The sequence below is a fragment of the Bacillus sp. D7-8 genome (assembly GCF_052055895.1).
GTDB classification, from domain to species: domain Bacteria; phylum Bacillota; class Bacilli; order Bacillales; family Bacillaceae; genus Bacillus; species Bacillus velezensis.
The window spans coordinates 605,001-629,136 of the sequence record NZ_CP179922.1 but is presented as its reverse complement, the minus strand read 5'-3'; the positions used below and the strand labels follow the sequence as shown (position 1 = coordinate 629,136).

The window sequence follows — 24,136 nt, the reverse complement described above, 5'->3', positions numbered from 1 at the left end:
CTTTATATCGGACAAAGCTGCAGCCCGCTGTCTATTGATCTTTACTGAAAAGCATTTTCTGCTTAAGCGCCGCCAATTCATCATCGACACTGCTTTGATTGCTGTCATATTTAGCCGTCAGATCGTCAATATCGTCTTTCGGAGACGCGTTCAGCTCAGCCATCGCATTGGCATGATCAAGCGCTTGGTTGACCTTGTCTTCCATTCTGCCGAAAGCTGTCATCGATTGGCCCGCATTTGACACAGAGGACCCCAATTTGTTCATTCTCTCCTGCGTTTTTGCCACAGACCACTTCGCTTTGATGGCATTTCGGCGCGACTCAAGCTCTCCGATATCAGCGACAAGCTTGTCATGCATTTTGCGCATTTGAGAGGCGTTGGAAGAAGCGAGCTGATAAGCCGTCTGCAGCTCAGTCAGTCTTGATTCAACAGCCGCTTTCCTTTCCAAAAATGTCCGCGCATCGGCTTCATTGCCGGCCTGCAACGCTTTCATCGCATAACTTTCCATCTTTTCGGCATCAGCCTGGCATTCTGTTAACGTTCTTTTCGCCCGCTGTTCCTCAGCCATGACAGAAGCCGTCTCCGCTTTCACTTTTCCTAAATCACTGTTCAGATTCCGCAAATATTGATCAACCATTTTTTCAGGGTTTTCAGCTTTATCCAGCAGCGCATTGATATTGCTTGACATGATGTCTTTAAATCTTCCTAAAATACTCATTTTTCATTTTCCTCCCAAAATTAAATAGTAACAAGTTCATAGTTATCTATACTGTTTTTTTCGAAAAAAGTTTCATTTTCTCATGAATTTATGTATTTTATATGAAAATAGTCTCATTCAGCCCATTTGTGCCGGCGGAAATTTTTCACGACCAGATACAGTGAGAACAAAAAATAAATAAAAAGCCCGATCATCAACCCGCTCACTAACGGATAATGTTTCGCAGCATACACAAAGAAATCAAGCTGCGAAATCTGTTCAGGACTTGTAATCGTATCCGTCCCATTCAAAAGCTTTGAAAATTTCGCCGTATCATTCCAATCAAACGAATCAGAAACAAGCTCACTCCCCTGATACCAATTGACAGCGGCAAGACAAAGAAAACAAAAAACAGAAAACGCGCATTGCACAATAAGAAAAACATGTTTCATGAAAAACATTCCTCCGCGGTTCAATATCACAGGCCGACACACTATACATGACGGCAGCAGCAGAAACTTGGTTTTACTCAGAACTGATAAAAACGTGATTGTATGTACTTCACATCGGTTCAATTTACTGGATGCCTTTCTAAAGTATACCTTATATCGAAAAGGGTTTCAGGCCTAAATAAAAGAGGATGCTTCCCGAAGTCCGATGACTTTCAAGAAGCATCCTCGATATTTTACAGTGATACTTCAACCTCTTTTAAACTCGGCAAAGCATCGATCGCACCGATTTTGGTGCACACGAGCGCCCCCACCTTATTGGCAAATGAGACAATATCACGCAGCTTCGCAAAATCATCGGCTGCCGTCTGAATCTCATCCGTGCGCGCCAGCTGATACAGCGCCGCGCCGACAAACGCATCTCCCGCTCCCGTTGAGTCTATTGATGTCACCGGAATGCTCGGAATGATGTCAATATCCTTCCCATTTGAAAGAAGGGTACCGTTTTTCCCGATTGTCACCGCCACAATGCCGGCTCCAAGCTCATGAAGAACCGCAACACCTTCTTTATGATCCTTCGCACCGCTGATGATCTCAAGCTCTTCGTCACTGACTTTCACAAAATCACTTACGGCAACGGCTTTTTTTGCGGTGTTTATAAACTCTGAAACTCTTCCTTTCCATAAATCCTCACGGTAGTTAGGATCGAAGGAAATAAACTGTCCATTGTCTTTCGCAATCGACATCAGCCGTAAATAGGCTGAGCAAAACGGATCAGATAACAATGCTGTCGCTGATCCGAAATGAACGATTTTCGCACCGTTTACCTTTTCCAGATCAATATCATCCAGCGTAAACAAAGCGTCCGCTCCTCTGTTAAACACAAAGTCGCGCTCCCCGTTTTGTTTTAATGAAACAAACGCAAGCGTTGTAGGCGCTTTCTCATCCATGACAAGCATAGAGGTATCGACATGTGCGGCGTCCAATGTCTGCTTCAGAAAATACCCGAACGGATCTTTGCCTGTTTTCCCGCTGAAAGCCGCGTCTCCGCCCAGCTTAGCAATGGCAGCCGACACATTCGCCGGTGCGCCGCCGGCACTTTTTAAGAAATTGCGTCCTTCTGTCAAATCAACATCCACATCGGTACAAAAGAAATCAATTAACAATTCTCCAATACAAATAACAGATTGGCTTCCCACATTATCACACTCATTTATCAATTCTCGATTATAGTTTCAGTATAGAGCTTTCTGTCATAAATACAACCGTATACATAGAATATTTTAAATTTTACGTATACTTATCTGGCAGCCCTTTGCTCCAGATCAGACATCATCTGCTGATATTTTTTTTCAGTTAAAGGATAAAAAGAAATAAGAATAATAGACAGCAGAATGAACAATCCCGGAATGAGCGCATTCATATTTTTAATCGCATTCAATGACGAGGTCGTCTGATCGGTATTCGCGGCATATCCGGCGATTCCGAGATAAACGGCCGAAAATGACCCGGCTAACGCAACTCCGAGCTTATTGATGAAACTCATGCTCGAGATCACCACGCCATCAGCCCGGACTCCGGTTTTCCATTCCGCATAATCGACACAATCGGCAACCATTCCCCAAGCAAGCGTATTTAAAGGCGTCGTGAAAAATCCCGAAACGAAAAGCCAAAAGAAAATAAGCGGCAGCGAAGAATACGATGTAAACTGAAGGCCCGCATAAGAAATCAGCGATAACGCCGCCGTGATGATCATAACCTGCTTCCGGCCCCGCTTCTCAGAAAAGAAAGGAATAAACAGATTGCTGATCAGCGCTGCGCCGAAAAACAACACGGTTCCTAAAAACACAAATTCCTTATGGCTGACGTTATACGTAAAATAGTACACCATCGTACTGAGCTTAATGTTAAACCCAATCGCAAACGCCAAAAATGCAGAAACCAAAATGAGCAAAGGCTTGTTTCGGAACAAAACAGACAACGTCTTTTTCATTCCTTGTTTTTTTCTTTTTTCAGGCTGAATCCGTTCCCGCACAGTAAAGAAACTGAACAGATTCAATGCGATGCTCACCGCCGCATAGATAAGCGCCGTCATTTGGAATCCAAACGCCTGATCTTTCCCGCCGATGGCGTCCGCAAGCGGTGTCGCACAGGAAATCGATAACAGAATTCCGATATAAACCAAAATCATCCGGGTCGTCGTCAGAACCGTCCGTTCCTCCACGGAATTCGTCATCCGCCCCGTTAAGCTGTTGACCGGAATCGTCTGCATGCTGAAGGACATCCCAAGCAGAATATAAGTGATGTACGCATAAACCATATTCCCCGTCTCGCCGAAATGAGGGGTCGTGAAGCATAAGAACGTAAATAGCGCAAAAGGAAACGCCACCCACAAAAGATACGGCCTTGCCTTTCCCCATCTTGTATTCGTCTTGTCTAAAATCACGCCCATAATCGGGTCAAAAATAGCGTCCAGCACCCTTACGATAAGAAACAAAGCTGCGATGACCGCAGGCTTAATGCCGCCGACGTCTGTATAGTAGAATAATAAGTATGCGTTTACAAACTGAAAGATAATATTGTACGACATATCGCCGAATCCGTAGCCGACCCGTTCCATCCAGGACAGGCCGCGATATTTCGTCTTTACTGCCGCTGCTTTTTCTGTTTCAATCATTATTTCCCACCCCAAGAATCCGTTTTCATTTTTGATATGCAAGAGGGAGAATGCAAAGATCCTCCCCGTTCACTCAGCGATTTGGATACACCATCACTTTTAAGCATTCATTTTTGTATTGAAAGGCCCGTTCCATCGCCTCTTGCGTCTTCTCCAGCGGGTATTGGTCCGTTACAAGATGCTTCGTGTCCACTATGCCGGAAGCGAGAAATTCAATTCCCCTCGGATACGTATTCGCATAACGGAAGATTCCGTATATATCAATCTCGTTATCTGCAATAAACGGCACATTGAGCGGAATCTCGTTCTGAGAAGGCAAACCGACAATCGCCAGTTTTCCGCCCCGGCGCACGGAAGCCAGTGCGGATTGCAATGCCGCCGGATTCCCCGCTGTTTCCCAGGCAGCATCAACGCCTCTGCCATTCGTGATCGTTTTGATTTCTTCACCGGCATCCTGTTCCCGGACATTGATGACATGCGTCGCACCCATTTTTTTCGCGGCATCTAGCCGCAGCGGCTCCAAGTCGGTCACAATAATTGTGCCTGCCCCGTATGCTTTCGCCGCCGCAACGGCCATCAGCCCCACAGGGCCCATTCCCATGATCGCAACCGTTGAACCGGGCTGAAGCTTCGTTCTCGAGGCCGCATGAATGCCGACAGAAAACGGTTCAATCAAAGCCGCATCTTCATAGGATAGTGAATCCGGAATCGAAAAAACAAAGTCCTGGCGCATTTTGATATATTGGACAAACGCGCCGTCAACCGGCGGTGTCGCCAAAAACTGTACATCCGGGCAAAGGTTATAACGCCCTTCCTTACACGCCTCACAGCGTCCGCATGTGACACCGGGTTCGACGGCGACACGGTCTCCCACCTTGAATTGATCGACAGACGATCCGACGGCGGCAATTTCTCCCGCACATTCATGACCGAGGATAAATGGTTTTTCCACTACATAATTGCCTATTCTGCCATTTGTATAGTAATGCAGATCAGATCCGCAAATTCCGACAGCCATCACCTTAATCAACACTTCATCATGATTGATCTCAGGCACGGGCAATGTTTCGATTTTGATTTCTCTCGTGTTGTGCATAACCGCCGCTTTCATGTTTTGAGGCACTGTGTGAGTCATTTGGCAAAATCCTTTCTCTGCTTTGAAATGTAAGTGCATACATTTTTGTTTTCTCTGTTACTGCCCCTATTTTATCTGCTTTTCCATACGTTCAACAGCCTTTCCTGCTGTATAAAAGGACAGCCGCACTGTACTTTTTATTTTTTCATATACAAAAAACACTGAATTGATAAAATAGTACTAATAGGAGGTGCAGGCTAATGGCTGAACTTGAGAACCGGACACAATTTGCAGAACTGCTGGCACCTGCCGTCAAATCGCTGAAACATCATCCTGATTATAAAGTCAGAAGGAAAAAGAACGAAAAAACAGGACAGTCTTATATAGATCAAATCGCACTCCGATTAGGCGTTTCCTCTAACACGATCAAAAGCTGGATCGGACAGATGGGCGCAAACTACATTCCCGGACGAATTGACGACGGAAAGCTGTTCGGCATGATCTGGATCATTATAGAAAAGACCGACATGGATCCTGAATGGCTGACCGGCCTTCTGGAAAACACCACGATTCCCGTTATCAAGCCCGCACTGCCCGTTTGGACGGCGTCTTGTCTAAAAAAAGCAAAAATACTCCGGAAAGACAGATCATTCGGAGCGCCGAGTGATGACGATGTTGAAAAAGCAGTAAAGCGGCTGTTTCATGACAGACCAAGCTACGAAACGAATGCGCTTACAAGAAACTCCGTCACGCATAACTTACCGTCACGCCGGACCGGAAACTTTATCGGACGCAACTTTGATATGGAAGCAATCCGGCAATGGATGCTGTCCCAGTCACCGGTCTGTTTAATCACAGGCTGGGCCGGCATGGGGAAAACAACGATCGCTCTTGAAGCAGCCTACCTTTGTGCCGGCGGTTCACCAGATTGGCCGGCATTCAACAGCATCATCTGGATCAGCGCGGACTGGAAAGGATTGAGCTTCAGCGATTTTTTAAACACGATCGCCTATCAGCTCGGACGCGCAGAACAAATCGACAAATCCATCAACGAAAAACGGTTTGTCGTCCGCAATGCATTAGCCGCTCATTCAAATGAAACACCAGTATTGCTGATCGTTGACGGCATTGATACAGCGGAACGTAACATTCACGAATTTATCATCGGCCTTCCGCAAGGCGTAAAAGTCCTCCTTACGGCACGGGAAAACGTAAAACAGACATACCGGGACGGCCTCGGGGAACTGGCGGCCATCCAGCTGGGCGGCCTTGAACAAACAGATGCCCTTGAATTTTTCCATCAAGAAGTGCACCGCTGTCTGCAAACATGCAACCTCCCGCAAAAACGGGAAAAGCTGGAGCAGCTGTTGGAGCTATCACCTGACCTTAAGAATGAATTCGTCTCGGCAGCCGCCGGCAACCCGAAGGCCATGGCACTGAGCATCGCTTACATGTCAGACGACGATATCCCCGCTCCCCAGCTCATTCAAGAACTTAAACAAGCAGGCTACTCATTATTGGAATTGTTTGAGGTTCTCTTTGGCCGCACATGGGACAGATGTCATGAAGACACACGAAAACTATGGCAGACGCTTTGCTTTTTCGCTAAGCCCCCTGATGAAAAAAGCTTGGCTCAAGCGGCCGGATTAGACGCCCGGCGGTTTCATTACGCGATTGAGCAAATGCGGTCATATGCTTTAATACAGCCGGAACGAAGCGCAGGTAGTATTCAATATGCAGCCCATCAAACCGTTGTCGCTTACGGAGAACAGCACTTATCCGAAAATCACGAATTAGCAAAAGAAGCCCGCAGCCGCTGGGCGCATTATTATATTGATTATGCGGAAACCCATTTAAAACGGGAACGGCCCAATTCTGTCTATTGGAGCTACTTGCTGGGACGGAATTTAGAGCAAATGAAAAAGGAATGGCCGAACATCCTAAAAGTCATCGAATGGTCGGGCGAAACCGGACAACATGACATCCTGATTAAACTCATCATCCGCATCAGCCATTTTCTAAGCAGAATCAACCTGCCCCTGCGAATCGAATACGGATTAAAAGCCGCCGATGCCGCCCGTCAATCAGGCGAACACACGCGGGAAGCTTACTTTCGGATCGACACGGCAGGCTGGGCGCTGATGGAAGTCAACGATTCAGACGGAGCTCTCAGGCAAATAGAAGCCGGCCTGAAGATACTCGAACAATCAGGCGCGCCGGATCACGACGACTTGAAAGTATGGGGAACCGCCCTGCAATCGAGGCTGCTGTTAAAAATCGGAGAACCGGAAAAAGCGGCAGCAATGCTGGACGGAATCAAAGATCAGCCCGTCTCCCCCATTATCCGGCACAGGGTTCTTCTGGTCCGCGGCGACCTGAGTTTCGCCCGCTCTCACTACGAAGAAGCCATCACATTATACGAAGCGGCAAACACAACCAGCGCCGCATACGGCGGCGAAAAAACGATAGAAGCCTATTTCAACCTCGGCATGGCTTACGTGAAGTGTGATCAACTCGAAAAAGCGGAAAAAGCCTTTGAACAAATGCTCTATGACAAACATAACGCCAATCAAGTTGAGTTGATCTATTACTATTACGGAATGGCACAGCTCTTGTATCGTAAAGGAGAGAAAACGAAAGCGATGGAATCGAATCAGAAAGCGATGCGTTTGATTGATTCGTGGGAGCCTGGGATTGGGATTCGGGGTGAGGTGGAGCAAATGGATATTCTCATTTAAAAGACAACTACATTTCGGCTAGCGATACGAGCTTTGAAAAACACTCATGACCTTGTTGTTTTTAAAGATAAAAAGGTATCTTTATCAGTACAGTAAATTGATTAAGATACCTTTATTGAAAAATTAATATTTCACAGAAAACAAATTTCTAAAGTTAAACTTTTTAACAACAAGAGGTTAATACTTATACAGCCGTATTAATGCTGTACTGTAATATAATGTTTTAGTTCACCTGACCAATATCTTCCTCCCCATTCCTGTCCAACTTGCACATCATACTTACCTGCAGGAAGATTTTTCGTTGAAAAACTCACACGAAAATTACGTGAACCAATACGATGCAAAATATCTTTTCTGGCAATTACTTTACCTTTTTTATTTAATATAATTACTGAAAAGCCATTATCTAAATCCCTAGCCAAAGTACCAGTAACCACAATGGAAGTAGCGCTTTTCGTATATGTATTAGCATCTGTTTTAAATTTAATTGTACCTTTCGAATCCATAGCTAATGCTTCTGACCCGCCTGCGAAAATGGCAACTCCCAAAAGTGCTGCTGTAAACAGGATCATTACTAACTTTTTCATCTTTAGAATTCCTCTTTTCTTTTTAATATTTTAAATCCACAGTTATAATAACATATTCTCCTAAAAAAACAGAGGTTTTCCCATATATTTCCCCTGAAAAACGAATACGTTTGATAGAAATTTATTAATATTAATGCAAATTTAAGATTCTTTTGAAAAAATCTTGTTTATTTTATAGCTTTGAAATGTATGGTACTCAAACTTTTCTATTCACTTGCTACAAGGTCTAATATTTTATCAGCAAAAGCATTTGCAATAATTTCTCCCTTTTCTTCCGTATAATAAGGGACTTCCATTTGCATTGAACTCCTTAGGGCTACCCTTGCCGCTGTAATATCAGGATTATCTCCAATCATAATATTACTCGCATGCAGTCTCGAATTATTTCATTACTATTAAATTTATTTTTATAAAATAGCTTATATCCTGAAAAAACAAGACTATTATAATACTCTTGAACTGCATTTAAAATTGACTTAGTTTTATTATTTAATAAGATCTGTGCGATGAAAACTCTTTTTGTCCGAGATAACCTTAAGTATTTACAAAATGATCTAATGTTCCCTGTGTCAGTACAATTACCACACTAAAACTAAGGGTATGCGATTTTTGGTAGAGTACTCAACTCTTCCCTTTACAAATTTTAATTACGCACAAACCCCTTAATTATTTCTAATCAACATTCTATGGCTGGTGAGTTCAAATATTTTTTAATTCAAACTCTAGTTCTTCTTCCCTTTTTCAAGATCCAAACAAGTAATGCAATAAAAACGATGTTAATTATAAACGCAGAAATAACATAAGTTTCATCTGAAACGCCAATATACTTCCCTTTCGATTCTAAGAGATTCCTTACTTGCTTACTCCATAAAGAACCATTCAGCGAGCCATCGTCCGCTCCAAATGTAATTTGTGCTGTTTCCTTATTGCTGCTTGTAATATTAACACCATAAAATACTGTATACCTATTGTTATAAAAGATAGGCATATAAGAATAGTCAGAAACTAAAGGCTTTACCTTTTTGGCAGGTAATGATACGTACAAAATCGCAGAATAATTACCTATCCCTGTTTCAAATTGCTCAGCTTTAATAAACTTCGTGTTTGAAGGTAGATCAATATTATAAAAATGCTCAAAAATTTGAATATCTTCTTCCGAAAAATCTGTTAATTGGTAGTAATGCGGATCAATAATACATTTATGAAAATACCATCCATTAAACAATAAAAAACAGGCACTTATTAAAATTACTACTACTGCCTTATATAAATTCTTTAACTGTATCACAATGATATGCGCCCCCTCATAATGCATTATAACGCTTTTCCCAAAAGTAAATCAAAACAGCGATTTACTTTTGGGAAGAATTAATTATTCAGATTTTATTTTTTGTTTAAGGCAATCTGCAAATGCTTGTGCAATTGCTTGACCATCCTCTTGGGTATAATTCTTAACATTAAAATGATGTTTAAATTCCAAACAGACAGGATTGTTGGTGTTTAAATAGTACTCTGCATCCTTAATAACTGCTTCAAATGAATTATTAAATCTATTTTTAAAAAATTGAGAGTATCTTCTACTATAGCCGGTATTATAGTATTCTTCAAATACCTTGTAAACTGGTTGTGAGGTAATCCCTGTTCTTGTATTCATAGCAAGGTTAACAGCGTCTACATCTCCTAATAAATCTTGAATTCCAAATGTACCAATTTGACCTCCTATTAAATCTATTGCAGCATCATAAGTTGTTTTATAATTAGCATTATAGCGGACAGTGTCTCCCCCTACTGTAATTAAATCACCTGCCCATCCTGCAAGATCTTGTATCATTCCTACAGAACTATGAATTATTGCATTAAAAGTGGCCATCATATGTGCGACATCTAGTGTCAGTTTAGAAAATGGATCTATCAGGATTCTCTTTTCTTGTCCCTTCAATACGTTATCAGCTATTTTAACAAAATCTGAGTCAATAAAATCCGCTGTTAAAATCCACAATAAACCATCATATTCATCTTTTCTTAGATACTGGGCAACTAATTCATTTGCCTGTTGAGTAATATTGCCGACCGGATTAGGTTTATTTCCTTCCTTTTCAGTAACATAATCTACTGCTGTATTATATAAAACTTTTAATTGATCGAAGAACTTATTATTTGTAGTCGAGACAAAATTGTTACTATTTTCTTTATTATAAACTATAGAATTAACGCCTTTATCCTTGCCCGATGAGATATTATTATCAATCTCTATTTTCCCAGGCCCATCACCTATACTCCTTGTCTTTATTTGGTCAAATGCCCAATCAGTGGGAAGTGAATAGCCACGGTTACCGCTAAATCCTGAAGACATATCACATACAAAACTACTGACCGAGTAACCGGCTGCGGCCACGCGACTACAAACATTTCTCGCGCCATAAATACCAATTTGATAACCACTATTGAGTTGGGCAAATGTCCTTTTAATTGCTTTAAAATAAGGGAGTATGCGACTGGTAACCTCACCGTCAACAGCGTCGTAATCTACTGTAAAATAAATAATAGTATTTTCTTTAAAACCAAATCCCTTAGCCGCACCAATAGCTGCTCTGGCATCGAATACCCCTTGAGTTTCTGTAAAATAAGAAGCTTGAATTGAATTTCTCTCGTAAATTGGAAATACGCTAAGCCCTGCAGCAAATATAGTCTCTAATTCAGGCAACGTCATCTGATACGATCCAGTAAGGTATCTCCCAACCGTTGTATACCCGTTGGATTTCAAAGTTGCTGCTCTGGCAGCATTAATTGGTGTGGCACAATCACAAGCTGTTCCTTTCCTATCTTCGTCACCTTTGCTTACTAAAAGAGATGCCCAGGTCTGCATTCCTGCTACTCCATCGGCAGGTAATGCTGAAAACTTTTGAAAATTAATAAGTGCTGTTCTCATATTTTCATCGAAGATACCATCAAATCTTCCTGGATTACGATTATTACAGTACAAAGCATATTGTAAGAGCTTTACAAAATTAGCTTTTGTGCTACCCATTGAGATTGTCGGGCATTTTGATTTTGTAGCAGGTCCAAATGTTCCAGTTGGTTCTGCTATTCCTTCTTCGACCTGGAGTGCATAAATTAAAGCCTCATTAGTTTGTCGGGAGTATCTACCGTCACATGGATTAAGGCCAGTGACCTTATAATATTTCCGATTCAACTCTTGTTGAATATTACGAATTTTGGCATCTCCTACATTTACAAAAGCGTCCATATTTAATAACGCTTTAAAGATTATAGGAGTTGCAATTCCATCTTGATTAGACAACCCTGCATCAGTTTGAAATTTTTTTATAGCAGCCTTTGTACCATCACCATAGGTTCCTGTAAAACCAGTTGGATTATATCCCTTGCAATACAATGCACCTTGAAGAATCATAATTTGATTTCTTGTTTTTTCATTCGAAGAATTAGATTTAGTTGATAATGTAGGACATTTTGCCATAGTAGCTGGTCCAAATGTTCCAGTAGTTGACGTAATTCCTTCTTCAATTTGTAATCCTGTAATCAAAGCCTCAATCACAGGCCACCCTGTTTTTCCATTTTCATCGATTTTTACATAACCTGGCTTGTTTAAGTAAACAAGATTTACCCATTGTTGAACTTTTCGTACCATTTCATCCATTGTTTCCACTCCTTATTTTTTGTTAGTAAAGTACTTTCATTTAAAGGTGGCAAACGTATGACAAAATAAGAATATCTGCTCTTACTTCAAAAGATGCAAAGAATAAAAATCAGCAAATCGCCTATGAACATAAATCCTTTTAAAAGATTTGTAACAAAGTCATATGCCTTGATGCTAACTTGAATAAATTAGAATAATTTATTCGTAATTTGAGATGATTGATAGAAATAAAAAAAAGCCCCTCACAAATTCATTGAACTTGTGAGAGACTTCGATATGGCGTTACTCTGGAAAACCCTTATGTTAAACAGGGATCATAATTTTTTACATCATTCCACCCATACCGCCCATGCCGCCCATGTCAGGCATTCCTGCGCCGCCGGCGTTTTCTTCCGGTTTGTCAGCGACAACCGCTTCAGTTGTTAAGAGCATTGCTGCTACAGAAGCTGCGTTTTGCAGGGCTGAACGTGTAACTTTTGTCGGGTCAACGATACCTTTTTCGATCATGTTTACCCATTCGCCAGTTGCAGCGTTGAAGCCTACGCCGATTTTTTCGTTTTTCAGGCGCTCAACGATGACAGATCCTTCAAGACCTGCATTGTGCGCGATTTGACGGATCGGCTCTTCAAGCGCGCGAAGCACGATGTTGATACCTGTTTGCGCATCGCCTTCAGCTTCCACTGCAGCGACTTTGTTGTATACGTTGACAAGCGCTGTACCACCGCCGGATACGATACCTTCTTCAACAGCTGCGCGAGTTGAGTTGAGGGCGTCTTCGATGCGAAGTTTGCGCTCTTTCAGCTCAGTTTCAGTCGCAGCGCCGACTTTGATGACAGCTACGCCGCCGGCAAGTTTCGCAAGACGCTCTTGTAATTTTTCTCTGTCGAATTCAGAAGTTGTTTCTTCCACTTGAGCGCGGATTTGGTTGACGCGTGCAGCGATTTTTTCAGTGTCGCCGGCGCCTTCTACGATTGTTGTGTTTTCTTTCGTTACCACAACTTTAGAAGCGCGTCCCAATTGTCCGATTTCAGTAGATTTCAGGTCAAGGCCTAAGTCTTCTGTGATTACTTCTCCGCCTGTAAGAACAGAGATGTCTTCAAGCATTGCTTTACGGCGGTCACCGAAGCCAGGAGCTTTAACGGCAACAGCGTTGAATGTGCCGCGAAGTTTGTTGACAACGAGTGTAGCAAGCGCTTCACCTTCAACATCTTCAGCGATCAGAAGCAATGGTTTGCCTTGCTGTACAACTTGCTCAAGCACAGGAAGGATTTCTTGAATGTTTGTGATTTTTTTGTCTGTGATTAAGATGTAAGGATTGTCAAGAACCGCTTCCATCTTATCAGAGTCAGTCACCATGTAAGGAGACGCATATCCGCGGTCGAATTGCATACCTTCAACAACTTCAAGCTCAGTTGTGAATCCTTTAGACTCTTCGATTGTGATGACGCCGTCGTTTCCTACGCGCTCCATTGCTTCAGCGATAAGGCTTCCGACTTCCTCATCAGCAGCAGAGATCGCAGCAACCTGAGCGATAGACTCTTTGCCTTCGATCGGCTTAGAAATTTCTTTTAAGTTTTCGATTGCTACAGTCACGGCTTGTTCCATACCTTTACGCACGCCGACAGGGTTAGCCCCCGCAGTTACGTTTTTCAAGCCTTCGCGGATCATAGCCTGCGCAAGTACAGTCGCAGTCGTCGTACCGTCACCGGCAACGTCGTTTGTTTTGCTGGCTACTTCAGCTACAAGCTTCGCACCCATGTTTTCAAACGCATCTTCAAGTTCAATTTCTTTTGCGATTGTCACACCGTCATTTGTGATTAACGGAGAACCGAATTTTTTCTCCAGAACCACGTTGCGTCCTTTTGGCCCTAAAGTTACTTTTACAGCGTCAGCAAGCGCATCGACACCGCGAAGCATAGCGCGGCGTGCTTCTTCACTAAACTTAATATCTTTTGCCATGTTAACGAAACCTCCTCGAATTTTTAAAAATATTTATTTGCTTAGCCGATAACAGCTAAAATGTCGCTTTCACGTAAGATTAAGTATTCAGTACCTTCGTATTTCACTTCAGTACCGGCGTATTTTGAGAAGATAATGCGGTCGCCCTCTTTTACTTCTAAAGCAACGCGCTCTCCGCTTTCCAACACGCGACCTGAACCGGCTGCCACGATTTTGCCTTCTTGCGGCTTTTCTTTTGCAGAATCCGGTAATACGATTCCGCTGGCAGTTTTTTCTTCAGATTCTACGAGTTCAATGACAACGCGATCACCTAATGGCTTTAACAATGTAATAACCTCCTCAATAGTATGAATATGTAATTTTAGCACTCAGCTCTAAAGAGTGCTAACACAGTTATTATAATAAAGAATCTCACTTCCAATTTCAAGTCATAAGAATAAAAAATTTTCACGCTTACATGATTCTCTCTCACACTGATTTTCTCCTTTTTTCACGTCAAGTTCACTTGTGTTACAATAAGAACAAATAAGTTGATTTTATAGGATAAAGGAGTACATATCATTTGAGAAAACAGTATTGGTATATCATTTTGACATATGTTATCATGCAGCTTTCCGCATTGATCGGCATTCCTTTAATGTACAAATTCGGCTATGCGGGCGGGCACCCTACGAATGCGAATCTCACCATGGCTCAGGGGATTTATTCCGTCGTAAGCTTTTTTATCTGCCTGATTATCGTTCTCTTGATTTTGAGAACCGCGCCGAAGCAGACATTAAGAAACGGGAAGAAAGCATCCGCCGGCATGTCCGTTCTCTGGGCGGTCGCGGGAATATGGCTCGCTTTATTTTCTCAGGGAATCGCCGGGATGATTGAGCAGTATGTCTTTCATGTGGGCAGCGGTTCCGAAAACACGAAAGCCATTCTCAGCATTATTAAAGCCATGCCGCTCATGATTATCGTTTCTTCTATCGTCGGGCCGATTCTTGAAGAAATCATTTTCCGGAAGATCATTTTCGGTGTATTATATGAAAAAACGAATTTCTTTATCGCCGGACTGATCAGTTCCGTCATTTTCGGCATTGTGCATCAAGACCTCACGCACCTGCTGCTGTATACGGCCATGGGCTTTACCTTTGCGTTCTTGTATGTGCAGACGAAACGGATTATTGTGCCGATATTCGCCCATGTCATGATGAATACCATTGTCGTGGTCATGCAGCTCGGCCCCGCCCAAAAATATATTGAACAGCATAGTGAGCAAATGCAATTAATTATTGGAGGATTGTTTGTATGAGGAACCCAATGACTTGGGGCTTGATTTATTTCGCAGTCGGCTGTATCTTTACGTATTTGGCCGCAAGCTCTCCGGGAAGCATGTGGTCTTTTTATTCCATACTGCTGATGGTTTTCGCCGCTTATAATATCAGCATCTCGTTTAAAATGTTCGCTTTCTCATTTAAAGTGAAAAAAAATCAAAAATAAAAGAAAAGCCATTTCTCATCATTGAGAAATGGCTTTTTTATGCTGATACGTCCTGATCGGATTCACTGCTGGTCTGCCTTTTCCGATACGCCGCTTTTGAAATCAGGATACTGACCTCGTATAAAATGCAAAGCGGAATGGTAATCATCAAGTGAGACAGCAGCTCAGGCGGCGCAATCATCGCGGCGATCACAAGCAGCACAAAATACGCGTACTTCCTGATCTTTGATAAAAACATCGGCGTGATCACACCGAGTCTCGTTAAAAACATGATCAGCACCGGCATCTGAAACAGCAGCCCAAACGGAATCGTCAGCTGCAGCAGAAAATGAAAGTATTCGGTAATCCCGATCACCTGGTTGACATCGAGGTCATTCGAAACCCGCTTCATAAAATCAACGACCAGCGGAAATAAAATATAATAAGAAAACGACACACCGCCGACAAACAGCACGATCGAAATCGGAATATAGCTGAGTGTTACTTTGCGCTCCTTCTCATACAGACCCGGGCTGACAAACGCCCAAATCTGATAGAGAATAATCGGCGAAGTCAAAATGATGCCGATGATAAACGCGAACTGCAAAAAGATAAACAGCGGATCCGTCAGGTTAAAAGCATTAAGGGTGAGCTCTTTTACTTCATCGGCTTTTTGAAGATACACAATGATAGGTTTTGCCAGAAAAAAGCCGGCAATAAAGAAAACCGTAAAGGATAACGCCACAATCAGCAATCGTTTCCGAAGTTCGGCAATATGCTCCACAAGCGTCATTTGATTCACTCTCATACGCGTCATCCTATCTTACTGTTCTTCTTTCTTTTTTTCCTCTTCTTCACCGGCTAATCCCTTAGTAGCGTTCTTAAATTCACGAAGCGTGTCCCCCGCCGCTTTTCCTAATTCGGGAAGCTTCTTCGGACCGAAAATAATCACCGCTACCACACCGATAACCGCCAGGCTTCCAGGACCGATCATGTGCAGCTCCTCCTTTCGCTATTCAATTTCTTCCAAAACAGAATAATGCTTCAAGAAATAAACCAATGATTGAAGCTCTACAGCTAAATCTATATGATGAATTCGAATGTGATCCGGCACATTCAAACGGGCCGGCGTAAAGTTAAGGATTCCCTTGATTCCGAGCGACACGAGCCGGTCGGTAATTGACTGGGCGGCAACCGCGGGAACGGTAAGAATCGCCACGGGTTCATCCTTAATGTGAAGCTCTAAATCATTAAGATCAAAGACAGGCACACCGCCTACCTCAGTTCCTATTTTACTCTGATTCACATCAAAAGCCATAGATATTTTTGTGTTATTATTTTTTGTGAAATTATAGTGAAGAAACGCCGTCCCTAAATTCCCGACACCGATCAAAATGACGTTCGTCGTTTCATCCTGATCCAGTGTTTTTCTGAAAAATGACAGCAGGTAATCCACATTATAGCCGTATCCTTTTTTGCCGAGCGCCCCGAAATAGGAAAAATCCCGGCGGATCGTGGCCGAATCGACTTTTACCGCGTCGCTCAGTTCAGCTGATGAAACGCGCTGTTTTCCTGACGCGTGTAAATTCTTTAAAAAGCGATAATAAAGCGGCAGCCGTTTTGCCGTCGCCTGTGGAATTTTTGATTGATCCTTGTTCATGATTGGTCCTCCACTTTATACTCAGATGCATCTCTTTTAAAATCACCGTTTTTGCCTCCTGTCTTTTCCATGAGGCAGGTCGGGCCGATGACCATTCCTTTATCCAGCGCCTTGCACATGTCATAAACGGTCAAAGCGCAGACTGAAGCGGAAGTTAGCGCTTCCATTTCCACACCTGTACTCCCTTTCGTTTTTACGCTTGCCTGTATATGAAGAACGGCTTCGGAATCCTTTTCCTCCCAGCCGAATGAAATGTCAACGCTGCTTAAAGAAAGCGGGTGGCACATCGGGATAATCGCTGACGTCTGCTTTGCGGCCATAATTCCGGCCACCTGTGCGACAGCCAGCACGTCTCCTTTTCCGATCTCGCGGTTTTTGATTCTGCTGTACACGTCATGCTTCATGTGTACGCTGGATATCGCAGCGGCAGTACGGACTGTTGAAGATTTATCGCTTATATCCACCATGCGGGCACGGCCTTCTTCATTAAAATGAGAAAATCCATTCATATTTAAACTCTCCTTACTTCTGATCATACACTATTTTCTCCCTGATGTCTTATCCTATAATGTTCCAATTCTGATGTATTGTTTGCTGACAGCAGGTTGATAAGCTACACTTAACTTATTATAACAGAGGTGAAATAATATGATGATCTTACAAATTAATCAGCTATCCAAATCTTTTGGCGCTGATCCTATTTTAAACAATATAAAGCTTGAAGTCAGATCTCGGGATCGCATCGCCATAGTAGGCAGAAACGGAGCCGGCAAATCAACTCTCCTTAAAATTATCGCAGGTCACCTTTCATATGAAAAGGGTGAATTAATCAAACCGAAAGAATTAACGATGGGATATCTTGCCCAGCACACAGGCTTGGAATCCCAGCTTACCATAAAAGAAGAACTGCTGAGCGTTTTTGATTACCTGAAAGCAATGGAAAAAGAAATGCGCTCTATTGAAGAAAAGATGGCCACGGCCGCCCCCGCGGAGCTTGAGACGCTGATGAAAACCTATGACAGGCTTCAGCAGGATTTCAAGGATAAAGGCGGCTATCAATATGAAGCGGATGTCCGATCTATCCTTCACGGCCTCGGCTTCGGAAAATTTGACGATTCCGTGAAAGTGCAAAGCCTGAGCGGCGGTCAGAAAACAAGGCTTGCGCTCGGAAAGCTGCTGCTGACCCAGCCTGATCTGCTTATTCTGGATGAACCGACGAACCATCTCGACATCGATACGCTTACATGGCTTGAGCATTATTTACAGGGATATTCAGGCGCCATTCTGATCGTCTCCCACGACAGATACTTTCTTGATAAAGTCGTCAGCCAAGTGTACGAGGTCTCACGGACAGAAAGTAAAAAATATCTCGGCAACTACAGCGCCTATTTAGAACAAAAAGCTGAGCAGTATGAGAAAGACCTGAAGCTGTATGAAAAACAGCAGGACGAAATCGCCAAGCTTCAAGATTTTGTCGACCGCAATCTGGCCAGAGCTTCTACAACGAAAAGAGCCCAAAGCAGAAGAAAACAGCTTGAACGGATGGACGTCATGGCAAAGCCGCTCGGGGATGAAAAATCAGCCGCCTTCCGTTTTGACATTACAAAACAGAGCGGAAACGACGTCCTGCGCGTACAGGATGTTTCTATCAGCTATGACGGCCAGCCTCCGCTCTTGAAAAACCTGACCTTCGGCATTACAAGAGGCGAAAGCGCCGCCCTCGTCGGACCGAACGGAATCGGCAAATCAACCTTGCTGAAAACGATTATGAATACAATCAGTCCGGAATCCGGATCGATCACGTACGGTTCCAATGTCACAATCGGCTATTACGATCAGGAGCAGGCTGAACTGACCTCGTCCAAACGCGTGCTGGACGAGCTGTGGGATGAATATCCGGACATGCCGGAAAAAGAGATCAGGACATGCCTCGGCAACTTCCTGTTCAGCGGAGACGATGTCCTGAAACCTGTCCGTTCTCTAAGCGGCGGTGAGAAAGCAAGAGTCGCGCTTGCCAAGCTGATGCTGCAAAAAGCAAACTTTCTCATCCTTGATGAACCGACAAACCACCTTGATCTGGACAGTAAAGAAGTGCTGGAAAACGCCCTGATCGACTACCCGGGAACACTGTTATTTGTATCGCATGACCGCTACTTTATTAACAGGATCGCCACAAGGGTGCTGGAGCTGTCTCCGGATCATGCAGAAGAATATTTGGGTGACTATGACTATTACACCGAGAAAAAAGCCCAGCAGCTGGAACTTGAAGAAATGAAGCGGCAGGAAAAAGAGCAGGCTCAGCCCGCCGGCAAGGTCAAACAGGATACGAAAAGAACTTACGAGGAAGAAAAAGAATGGAAGAAGAAAGAACGGCAGCGCCTGAGACGCATTGAAGAAATTGAAACGGCCGTCTCATCCGCCGAAGAGAAAATCAGCGCCAATGAGGAGCTGCTGTGCGACCCTGACGTGTATCAGGATCATGAAAAGGTACAGACCATTCACGCGGAGAATGAAGCTCTGAATCAAGAGCTCGAGAACTTATTAGCAGAATGGGAGGAACTCTCCTTAGAAGAATAGAAAACGTCAAGCACCTCTTTAAGGGGTGCTTTTTTATCCACAGCTATCCTCCTTGTCAGCCATGTAAGTAAGCGTTTTATACACACTATCCACAAAATTTTCTGACTTTATCCACTTTACTAACAACTTATAGCCCCTTATCCAGCCTGGATTTCTGAACGTATTCACAATCCTGTGGATATGTTCGAATTATCTGTTAATAAGTAAAAAAAAGCCTCACGTTTTACAACGTGAGACGATCAAAAGATGTTAATTCCAAACCGGGCTGTCCGTTCATATCATATGAGCCCCGAATCCCCTTTTCAAAAGCAACGGTTCCGGCAGCCGCAATCATCGCTGCATTGTCCGTACATAAGGAAAGCGGCGGGATGACAAGCTCGGGATCTCCCGAATGGCTGAATTCCTGCTGCAGTGCGGCTCTCAGCCCTTTGTTAGCGGCTACGCCCCCTGCCAGCAGCACTTGTTTAACCCCGTATTCTTTCGCGGCCTTAGAGGTTTTTGCCGTCAGTACATCAATGACACTCTGCTGAAAGCTTGCGGCAAGATCCTCCGGAGGAATCACCTCATTTTTTTGCGAGGCGTTATGAAGCGTGTTAATCACAGCTGACTTCAGGCCGCTGAAGCTGAAATTGTAAGACCCTTCTTCCAGCCACGCACGCGGAAGCGGAATGGAATCCGTTCCCACAGCAGCCAGCTTATCAATCTGCGGCCCTCCCGGATAAGGAAGCCCCATCGTTCTTGCCACTTTGTCGTAAGCTTCGCCTGCGGCATCATCCAGCGTTTCACCGATAACCTCGAATGAACCATGCTCTTTCATATAAACCAATTCCGTATGTCCGCCTGACACAACCAAAGCAAGCGCCGGGAATTGAAGCTCTCCTATCAGCCTGTTTGCATAAATATGACCCGCAATGTGATGGACACCGACTAGCGGTATTTGATGGGCAAAGCTTAACGCCTTTGCCGCATTGACTCCGATTAACAGGGCTCCGACAAGTCCGGGTCCTTCCGTTACGGCAATCGCATCAAGTTCATCAAAGCCCATCTCCGCTTTTAAAAGAGCTTCCTCAATCACAAGGGTAATCTGCTCCACATGATGTCTGGACGCTATTTCAGGCACGACCCCGCCGAAACGTTTATGGCTTTCAATTTGAGAAGCGACAACGTTTGAAATAATTTCATTCCCGTTTTTTACGACCGAGGCCGCTGTTTCATCACAGCTTGTTTCGATTCCTAATACATAAATATCTTGTTTTTCACTCATGTAATGTCACCCACATTAATAACGCATCTTCTCCGTTATCTGTATAGTATTGTTTTCTGATTCCTCCGGCCTGAAGACCGAATTTTTTATATAAGGATTGGGCGGGATGATTTGAGACCCTGACTTCGAGAGAGAGCCTTCTTGCCTTTTTTTCTCTGCACAATTCTATCGCAGAGCGAAACAGCGCTTCTCCCAATGATTGGCCCCGATATTCCGGCTTAATGGCTATGTTCGTAATCTGCGCGTCATCTATAATAATCCAGATTCCGCAATACCCCGCCAGACAGCCGTCCTTTTCAATGACAAGGTAGTGGGCATACGGATTTTCCAAAAGCTCATGATAAAATGAATCCTTCGTCCACGGAGAAGTAAAGGATGCTGTTTCAATTTCATAAATTTGATCAATATCTTCCGGACGCATGCTTCGAATCGCCGTTTTCGTTTTCATCCCTATCACCCTATTTTTGAGATTCCATCCATTTCGCTTCAGCCTCTGCCAGACGCAAATAATCCGGAACAAGGCTGTGGACATCCGCTTCTTCTTTTTCCAAGCCTAAAAACGCCAGCTCTGACGGCCGCGGATTATGCTGTGCAGCCGTTCCAATCACTGCTTGAGATGTCAATTCATGCAGAATGGTTTCTTCATGAATGGCTGTATCGTGTCCTAAAAATAAAACCGGAGACGCTTTTTCTTTCAGCATGCCGAGCCAATCAGTCAAAAGGACATTCTGATCTGGAAGAACGGATTGTAATCGGCCGTCCTGATATTCATAAAGTCCCGTATATACCTGTCCGCGCCGGGCATCAAATAACGGGCAGATCAGTCCTTGAAAGTGCCGTCCGTTAGCCGCCAGCACCTCCAGGCTCGAGACAGCTGAAACCGGAAGCTTCAGCGACCATGCCAATGTTTTTGCCAGCGTCACACCGATTCTGACACCTGTGTACGATCCCGGTCCTTTCGCCACCGCTATTTTCGTAAGGTCCTGCGGTGTTAGGCCGCAATCCTTCAGCAATGAATTGACAGCAGGCATGGCCCGCACGGAATGATTCTTTTTTAAATATGTAATATACTCCGCCATCACCGTTTTGTCACGAACGAGCGCGGCACCCAACGTGTAATTTGACGTATCAATTGCCAGTATTGTCATGTTTATTTATCTCCTCACAAAGCGTTTCATACCGTGTTCCGCAAGCCGTAAAGGTAATGTCCCTTGCCTCATCACCGGCTCTTGTGATGACGATCTGCAGCCGTTCAGCAGGCAGCTGATCCTGAATTAAATGAGCCCATTCAATTAAGCAGACGCCTTGTCCCTCAAAATATTCTTCAAGCCCTAAGTCTTCGCTTTCATCCTCCATACGATACACATCCATATGATATAGAGGAAGCGAACCGTCATGGTATTCTTTTATAATTGTAAAAGTCGGGCTGTTTACCACCCTCGTGATTCCCAGTCCTTCGGCAAAACCCTTTGTAAAAGTCGTTTTTCCCGCGCCTAAGTCGCCTTCCAGTGTCAAAATGTCTCCCGGCTTTGCCAAAGAAGCGGCAAGCTTGGCTACGGCTTTCGTTTCTTCGGGGTTTTTCGTTCTCCATTGTAATGTCTTCAAAGTGAGTCACCCGTCTTATTTAAAATGATTGTATCCTTTTTTCTCAAGGACGATTTGTCTCTGATCATTGGCTGTCAAAAGAACACATGCTTCCTTCCGTTCAGATACCGCTCCTATCTTCGCAATCGGAATGCCCGATTGAGTGCAGTAATCTAGCAAAGAAATCCACTCTTGCTGAGAAACCGTTCCAACCAATTCAAAATCTTCACCGCCGAATAACACCCATTTTTTCCACTCAGAATTTGCCTCAGGCAAATCCGGATGCACCGGCAGAAGTTGTTCTTCAATTTCTATCGTAACTGAACTTGCCCCAGCTATTTCATGCAGCTCACTAGCCAATCCGTCACTGATATCATTAAGAGCCGCGCGCTGAAGCTGAGAGCAGAAGCGGCCGACCTGAACTCTCGGAACGGGCCGTTTATGTTTTCGGATAAAATAATCAGTCGTATGAAAAGCAGAAGGGAGTGTTTCTCCCAATAAAAGAGACAGTCCTGCTGCGGACGAACCGATATCCCCCGTAACAAACACAACATCTCCGGGTCTTGCCGAGCTTCGCAGACAAGCGCAATCCTTCTCAACTTCTCCGATGACAGTAACGGTAATTACGGCTTGACCGGAAGCGGAGACGGTATCTCCCCCGATCAAATCCATTTGATATAGTTTCGCCAGTTCCGCCATTCCTTCATACATTGCCTGGACGTCCGCTTTCTGCCAGCAAGAAGGAACCGCTAGAGACACCAAATAAAACTTCGGAATGCCTCCCATCGCCGCCACGTCACTAATGTTAACAGCAAGCGCCTTATAACCGATATCATGAGGAGAGGAATACTCTAATTTAAAATGGACATTCTCCACCATTGTATCAAGGCAGACAATTTGCTGCATATGGGGTGATGCTGTATAAACCGCACCATCATCACCGATCCCTACATCGACGGAAGGATGATAATGCGAATGCGGCGTAATACTGTGAATCAAATCAAACTCATCCATATATCTCCCGTCTCCCTTTCTGACGCTCTTGTGAAATACAGCTCTTTCTAGTGTATCGGATTATGTTTCAATATCCAAGACTTTAACGATATAAAAGAAAGCTTGGTTAGATACCAAGCTGCCAGCATTTAAAAGAAAACACAAAAAAAACGAAAACATGATCGTTTCGTTTACAATAAAAATGGCGGTCCGGACGGGACTCGAACCCGCGACCTCCTGCGTGACAGGCAGGCATTCTAACCAACTGAACTACCGGACCATTTATTTTTTGGTTGCGGGGGCAGGATTTGAACCTGCGACCTTCGGGTTATGAGCCCGACGAGCTACCGAACTGCTCCACCCCGCGATGATAAAATTTTAGAAAAGCTTGGCGGCGTCCTACTCTCACAGGGGGAAACCCCCGACTACCATCGGCGCTGAAGAGCTTAACTTCCGTGTTCGGCATGGGAACGGGTGTGACCTCTTCGCTATCGCCACCAAACCATTGAGAGTGTTCTCTCAAAACTAGATAACAGTAAGCATACATTCAAATTGGTTAAGTCCTCGATCGATTAGTATCTGTCAGCTCCATGTGTCGCCACACTTCCACCTCAGACCTATCAACCTGATCATCTTTCAGGGATCTTACTTCCTTGCGGAATGGGAAATCTCATCTTGAGGGGGGCTTCATGCTTAGATGCTTTCAGCACTTATCCCGTCCGCACATAGCTACCCAGCGATGCCCTTGGCAGAA

Annotated in this window: 24 protein-coding genes, 2 tRNA genes and 2 rRNA genes (1 of these 28 running past the window's edge); 4 read left to right on the top strand and 24 right to left on the bottom strand. The window is 44.0% G+C overall.

Translation table 11 applies throughout. From position 1 onward, the window contains the following. Window positions 1-31: 31 nt before the first annotated feature. The 5 genes from ACKTRM_RS03320 to gutB all read right to left on the bottom strand — a co-directional run bounded on the left by ACKTRM_RS03320 (window position 32) and on the right by gutB (window position 4,958). Window positions 32-718, bottom strand: coding sequence for a PspA/IM30 family protein (locus ACKTRM_RS03320; protein ID WP_012116977.1), 687 nt, complete (start codon window positions 716-718; stop codon window positions 32-34). 113 nt (window positions 719-831) lie between these two features. Continuing rightward, on the bottom strand, window positions 832-1,149 hold the full coding sequence (locus ACKTRM_RS03315; RefSeq protein WP_012116976.1) for a YjdJ family protein: 318 nt from the start codon (window positions 1,147-1,149) through the stop codon (window positions 832-834). A gap of 233 nt (window positions 1,150-1,382) precedes the next feature. After that, a complete protein-coding gene (locus ACKTRM_RS03310; RefSeq protein ID WP_012116975.1) occupies window positions 1,383-2,345 on the bottom strand; it encodes a carbohydrate kinase family protein in 963 nt (320 codons plus the stop codon). A 101-nt stretch (window positions 2,346-2,446) separates the two neighbouring features. After that, the gene (locus ACKTRM_RS03305) at window positions 2,447-3,823 is read right to left on the bottom strand and encodes an MFS transporter (protein ID WP_012116974.1); all 1,377 of its coding nucleotides are present in this window, start codon (window positions 3,821-3,823) and stop codon (window positions 2,447-2,449) included. 73 nt (window positions 3,824-3,896) lie between these two features. Further along, entirely contained in the window at window positions 3,897-4,958 is a 1,062-nt protein-coding gene (gene gutB, locus ACKTRM_RS03300; RefSeq protein ID WP_012116973.1) for a sorbitol dehydrogenase, read from the bottom strand. Window positions 4,959-5,158: 200 nt separating this feature from the next. On the opposite strand from gutB, the gene ACKTRM_RS03295 reads away from it, so the two are divergent. Further along, a complete protein-coding gene (locus ACKTRM_RS03295) occupies window positions 5,159-7,636 on the top strand; it encodes a tetratricopeptide repeat protein (RefSeq protein ID WP_012116972.1) in 2,478 nt (825 codons plus the stop codon). A gap of 197 nt (window positions 7,637-7,833) precedes the next feature. Here the strand turns inward: ACKTRM_RS03295 and ACKTRM_RS03290 are convergent, their stop codons facing one another. From ACKTRM_RS03290 to groES, 6 genes are all read right to left on the bottom strand, one after another. Further along, on the bottom strand, window positions 7,834-8,223 hold the full coding sequence (locus ACKTRM_RS03290) for a hypothetical protein (protein ID WP_012116971.1): 390 nt from the start codon (window positions 8,221-8,223) through the stop codon (window positions 7,834-7,836). A gap of 206 nt (window positions 8,224-8,429) precedes the next feature. Then, a complete protein-coding gene (locus ACKTRM_RS03285; RefSeq protein WP_012116970.1) occupies window positions 8,430-8,579 on the bottom strand; it encodes a hypothetical protein in 150 nt (49 codons plus the stop codon). A 359-nt stretch (window positions 8,580-8,938) separates the two neighbouring features. Beyond that, window positions 8,939-9,538, bottom strand: a complete 600-nt coding sequence (locus tag ACKTRM_RS03280) for a hypothetical protein (protein ID WP_023356751.1) — start codon at window positions 9,536-9,538, stop codon at window positions 8,939-8,941. A 57-nt stretch (window positions 9,539-9,595) separates the two neighbouring features. Continuing rightward, on the bottom strand, window positions 9,596-11,881 hold the full coding sequence (locus ACKTRM_RS03275) for a glycoside hydrolase domain-containing protein (protein WP_012116968.1): 2,286 nt from the start codon (window positions 11,879-11,881) through the stop codon (window positions 9,596-9,598). A 324-nt stretch (window positions 11,882-12,205) separates the two neighbouring features. After that, the gene (gene groL, locus ACKTRM_RS03270) at window positions 12,206-13,840 is read right to left on the bottom strand and encodes a chaperonin GroEL (RefSeq protein ID WP_003155941.1); all 1,635 of its coding nucleotides are present in this window, start codon (window positions 13,838-13,840) and stop codon (window positions 12,206-12,208) included. 41 nt (window positions 13,841-13,881) lie between these two features. Then, on the bottom strand, window positions 13,882-14,166 hold the full coding sequence (gene groES / locus ACKTRM_RS03265) for a co-chaperone GroES (protein WP_003155970.1): 285 nt from the start codon (window positions 14,164-14,166) through the stop codon (window positions 13,882-13,884). 236 nt (window positions 14,167-14,402) lie between these two features. Between groES and ACKTRM_RS03260 the strand changes: the two genes are divergently transcribed. Beyond that, window positions 14,403-15,137, top strand: a complete 735-nt coding sequence (locus ACKTRM_RS03260) for a CPBP family intramembrane glutamic endopeptidase (RefSeq protein WP_007408860.1) — start codon at window positions 14,403-14,405, stop codon at window positions 15,135-15,137. Continuing rightward, entirely contained in the window at window positions 15,134-15,325 is a 192-nt protein-coding gene (locus ACKTRM_RS03255; RefSeq protein WP_003155975.1) for a YdiK family protein, read from the top strand. The genes ACKTRM_RS03260 and ACKTRM_RS03255 overlap by 4 nt, the downstream gene beginning before the upstream one ends. 37 nt (window positions 15,326-15,362) lie before the next feature. Here ACKTRM_RS03255 and tatC read toward each other — a convergent pair whose 3' ends face one another. Genes tatC through moaC form a run of 4 tightly spaced genes read right to left on the bottom strand, consistent with a single transcriptional unit; the run spans window position 15,363 to window position 17,473 of the window. Further along, on the bottom strand, window positions 15,363-16,121 hold the full coding sequence (tatC, locus tag ACKTRM_RS03250; protein ID WP_095352346.1) for a twin-arginine translocase subunit TatC: 759 nt from the start codon (window positions 16,119-16,121) through the stop codon (window positions 15,363-15,365). Between the two features lie 6 nt (window positions 16,122-16,127). Next, window positions 16,128-16,298: a twin-arginine translocase TatA/TatE family subunit gene (locus ACKTRM_RS03245; RefSeq protein ID WP_003155981.1), complete on the bottom strand. Its 171-nt coding sequence runs from the start codon at window positions 16,296-16,298 to the stop codon at window positions 16,128-16,130. A gap of 18 nt (window positions 16,299-16,316) precedes the next feature. Then, the gene (locus ACKTRM_RS03240) at window positions 16,317-16,964 is read right to left on the bottom strand and encodes a redox-sensing transcriptional repressor Rex (protein WP_003155984.1); all 648 of its coding nucleotides are present in this window, start codon (window positions 16,962-16,964) and stop codon (window positions 16,317-16,319) included. Beyond that, entirely contained in the window at window positions 16,961-17,473 is a 513-nt protein-coding gene (moaC, locus tag ACKTRM_RS03235) for a cyclic pyranopterin monophosphate synthase MoaC (RefSeq protein WP_003155986.1), read from the bottom strand. The genes ACKTRM_RS03240 and moaC overlap by 4 nt, the downstream gene beginning before the upstream one ends. 139 nt (window positions 17,474-17,612) lie before the next feature. Between moaC and ACKTRM_RS03230 the strand changes: the two genes are divergently transcribed. Next, window positions 17,613-19,541 carry an ABC-F family ATP-binding cassette domain-containing protein gene (locus ACKTRM_RS03230; protein ID WP_012116966.1) on the top strand — a complete coding sequence of 643 codons (1,929 nt, stop codon included), beginning with the start codon at window positions 17,613-17,615 and terminating at the stop codon, window positions 19,539-19,541. A gap of 223 nt (window positions 19,542-19,764) precedes the next feature. Here the strand turns inward: ACKTRM_RS03230 and tsaD are convergent, their stop codons facing one another. The 9 genes from tsaD to ACKTRM_RS03185 form a co-directional block, all read right to left on the bottom strand. Then, the gene (gene tsaD, locus ACKTRM_RS03225) at window positions 19,765-20,805 is read right to left on the bottom strand and encodes a tRNA (adenosine(37)-N6)-threonylcarbamoyltransferase complex transferase subunit TsaD (RefSeq protein WP_012116965.1); all 1,041 of its coding nucleotides are present in this window, start codon (window positions 20,803-20,805) and stop codon (window positions 19,765-19,767) included. Continuing rightward, window positions 20,798-21,253, bottom strand: a complete 456-nt coding sequence (gene rimI / locus ACKTRM_RS03220) for a ribosomal protein S18-alanine N-acetyltransferase (RefSeq protein WP_003155993.1) — start codon at window positions 21,251-21,253, stop codon at window positions 20,798-20,800. Before rimI ends, tsaD begins: the two co-directional genes overlap by 8 nt. A gap of 10 nt (window positions 21,254-21,263) precedes the next feature. Further along, window positions 21,264-21,953 carry a tRNA (adenosine(37)-N6)-threonylcarbamoyltransferase complex dimerization subunit type 1 TsaB gene (gene tsaB, locus ACKTRM_RS03215; protein ID WP_007408854.1) on the bottom strand — a complete coding sequence of 230 codons (690 nt, stop codon included), beginning with the start codon at window positions 21,951-21,953 and terminating at the stop codon, window positions 21,264-21,266. After that, on the bottom strand, window positions 21,934-22,410 hold the full coding sequence (gene tsaE, locus ACKTRM_RS03210; protein ID WP_007408853.1) for a tRNA (adenosine(37)-N6)-threonylcarbamoyltransferase complex ATPase subunit type 1 TsaE: 477 nt from the start codon (window positions 22,408-22,410) through the stop codon (window positions 21,934-21,936). Before tsaE ends, tsaB begins: the two co-directional genes overlap by 20 nt. Window positions 22,411-22,425: 15 nt before the next feature. Next, the gene (gene thiL / locus ACKTRM_RS03205; protein ID WP_012116964.1) at window positions 22,426-23,403 is read right to left on the bottom strand and encodes a thiamine-phosphate kinase; all 978 of its coding nucleotides are present in this window, start codon (window positions 23,401-23,403) and stop codon (window positions 22,426-22,428) included. A gap of 182 nt (window positions 23,404-23,585) precedes the next feature. Continuing rightward, a tRNA-Asp gene (locus ACKTRM_RS03200) sits at window positions 23,586-23,662 on the bottom strand. Between the two features lie 10 nt (window positions 23,663-23,672). After that, window positions 23,673-23,749: transfer RNA gene (locus ACKTRM_RS03195), tRNA-Met, on the bottom strand. A gap of 19 nt (window positions 23,750-23,768) precedes the next feature. After that, a 5S ribosomal RNA gene (gene rrf, locus ACKTRM_RS03190) occupies window positions 23,769-23,884 on the bottom strand. A gap of 50 nt (window positions 23,885-23,934) precedes the next feature. Continuing rightward, a 23S ribosomal RNA gene (locus ACKTRM_RS03185) occupies window positions 23,935-24,136 on the bottom strand (it continues 2,728 nt past the right edge of the window).

Excerpts from the sequence above, each read along its gene's own strand:
- ACKTRM_RS03320 (WP_012116977.1), bottom strand. The coding sequence starts at position 718 with ATGAGTATTTTAGGAAGATTTAAAGACATCATGTCAAGCAATATCAAT.
- ACKTRM_RS03315 (WP_012116976.1), bottom strand. The coding sequence starts at position 1,149 with ATGAAACATGTTTTTCTTATTGTGCAATGCGCGTTTTCTGTTTTTTGT.
- ACKTRM_RS03305 (WP_012116974.1), bottom strand. The coding sequence starts at position 3,823 with ATGATTGAAACAGAAAAAGCAGCGGCAGTAAAGACGAAATATCGCGGC.
- gutB (WP_012116973.1), bottom strand. The coding sequence starts at position 4,958 with ATGACTCACACAGTGCCTCAAAACATGAAAGCGGCGGTTATGCACAAC.
- ACKTRM_RS03295 (WP_012116972.1), top strand. The coding sequence starts at position 5,159 with ATGGCTGAACTTGAGAACCGGACACAATTTGCAGAACTGCTGGCACCT.
- ACKTRM_RS03290 (WP_012116971.1), bottom strand. The coding sequence starts at position 8,223 with ATGAAAAAGTTAGTAATGATCCTGTTTACAGCAGCACTTTTGGGAGTT.
- ACKTRM_RS03285 (WP_012116970.1), bottom strand. The coding sequence starts at position 8,579 with ATGATTGGAGATAATCCTGATATTACAGCGGCAAGGGTAGCCCTAAGG.
- ACKTRM_RS03280 (WP_023356751.1), bottom strand. The coding sequence starts at position 9,538 with ATGCATTATGAGGGGGCGCATATCATTGTGATACAGTTAAAGAATTTA.
- ACKTRM_RS03275 (WP_012116968.1), bottom strand. The coding sequence starts at position 11,881 with ATGGATGAAATGGTACGAAAAGTTCAACAATGGGTAAATCTTGTTTAC.
- groL (WP_003155941.1), bottom strand. The coding sequence starts at position 13,840 with ATGGCAAAAGATATTAAGTTTAGTGAAGAAGCACGCCGCGCTATGCTT.
- ACKTRM_RS03255 (WP_003155975.1), top strand. The coding sequence starts at position 15,134 with ATGAGGAACCCAATGACTTGGGGCTTGATTTATTTCGCAGTCGGCTGT.
- tatC (WP_095352346.1), bottom strand. The coding sequence starts at position 16,121 with ATGACGCGTATGAGAGTGAATCAAATGACGCTTGTGGAGCATATTGCC.
- ACKTRM_RS03245 (WP_003155981.1), bottom strand. The coding sequence starts at position 16,298 with ATGATCGGTCCTGGAAGCCTGGCGGTTATCGGTGTGGTAGCGGTGATT.
- ACKTRM_RS03240 (WP_003155984.1), bottom strand. The coding sequence starts at position 16,964 with ATGAACAAGGATCAATCAAAAATTCCACAGGCGACGGCAAAACGGCTG.
- moaC (WP_003155986.1), bottom strand. The coding sequence starts at position 17,473 with ATGAATGGATTTTCTCATTTTAATGAAGAAGGCCGTGCCCGCATGGTG.
- ACKTRM_RS03230 (WP_012116966.1), top strand. The coding sequence starts at position 17,613 with ATGATGATCTTACAAATTAATCAGCTATCCAAATCTTTTGGCGCTGAT.
- tsaD (WP_012116965.1), bottom strand. The coding sequence starts at position 20,805 with ATGAGTGAAAAACAAGATATTTATGTATTAGGAATCGAAACAAGCTGT.
- rimI (WP_003155993.1), bottom strand. The coding sequence starts at position 21,253 with ATGAAAACGAAAACGGCGATTCGAAGCATGCGTCCGGAAGATATTGAT.
- tsaB (WP_007408854.1), bottom strand. The coding sequence starts at position 21,953 with ATGACAATACTGGCAATTGATACGTCAAATTACACGTTGGGTGCCGCG.
- thiL (WP_012116964.1), bottom strand. The coding sequence starts at position 23,403 with ATGGATGAGTTTGATTTGATTCACAGTATTACGCCGCATTCGCATTAT.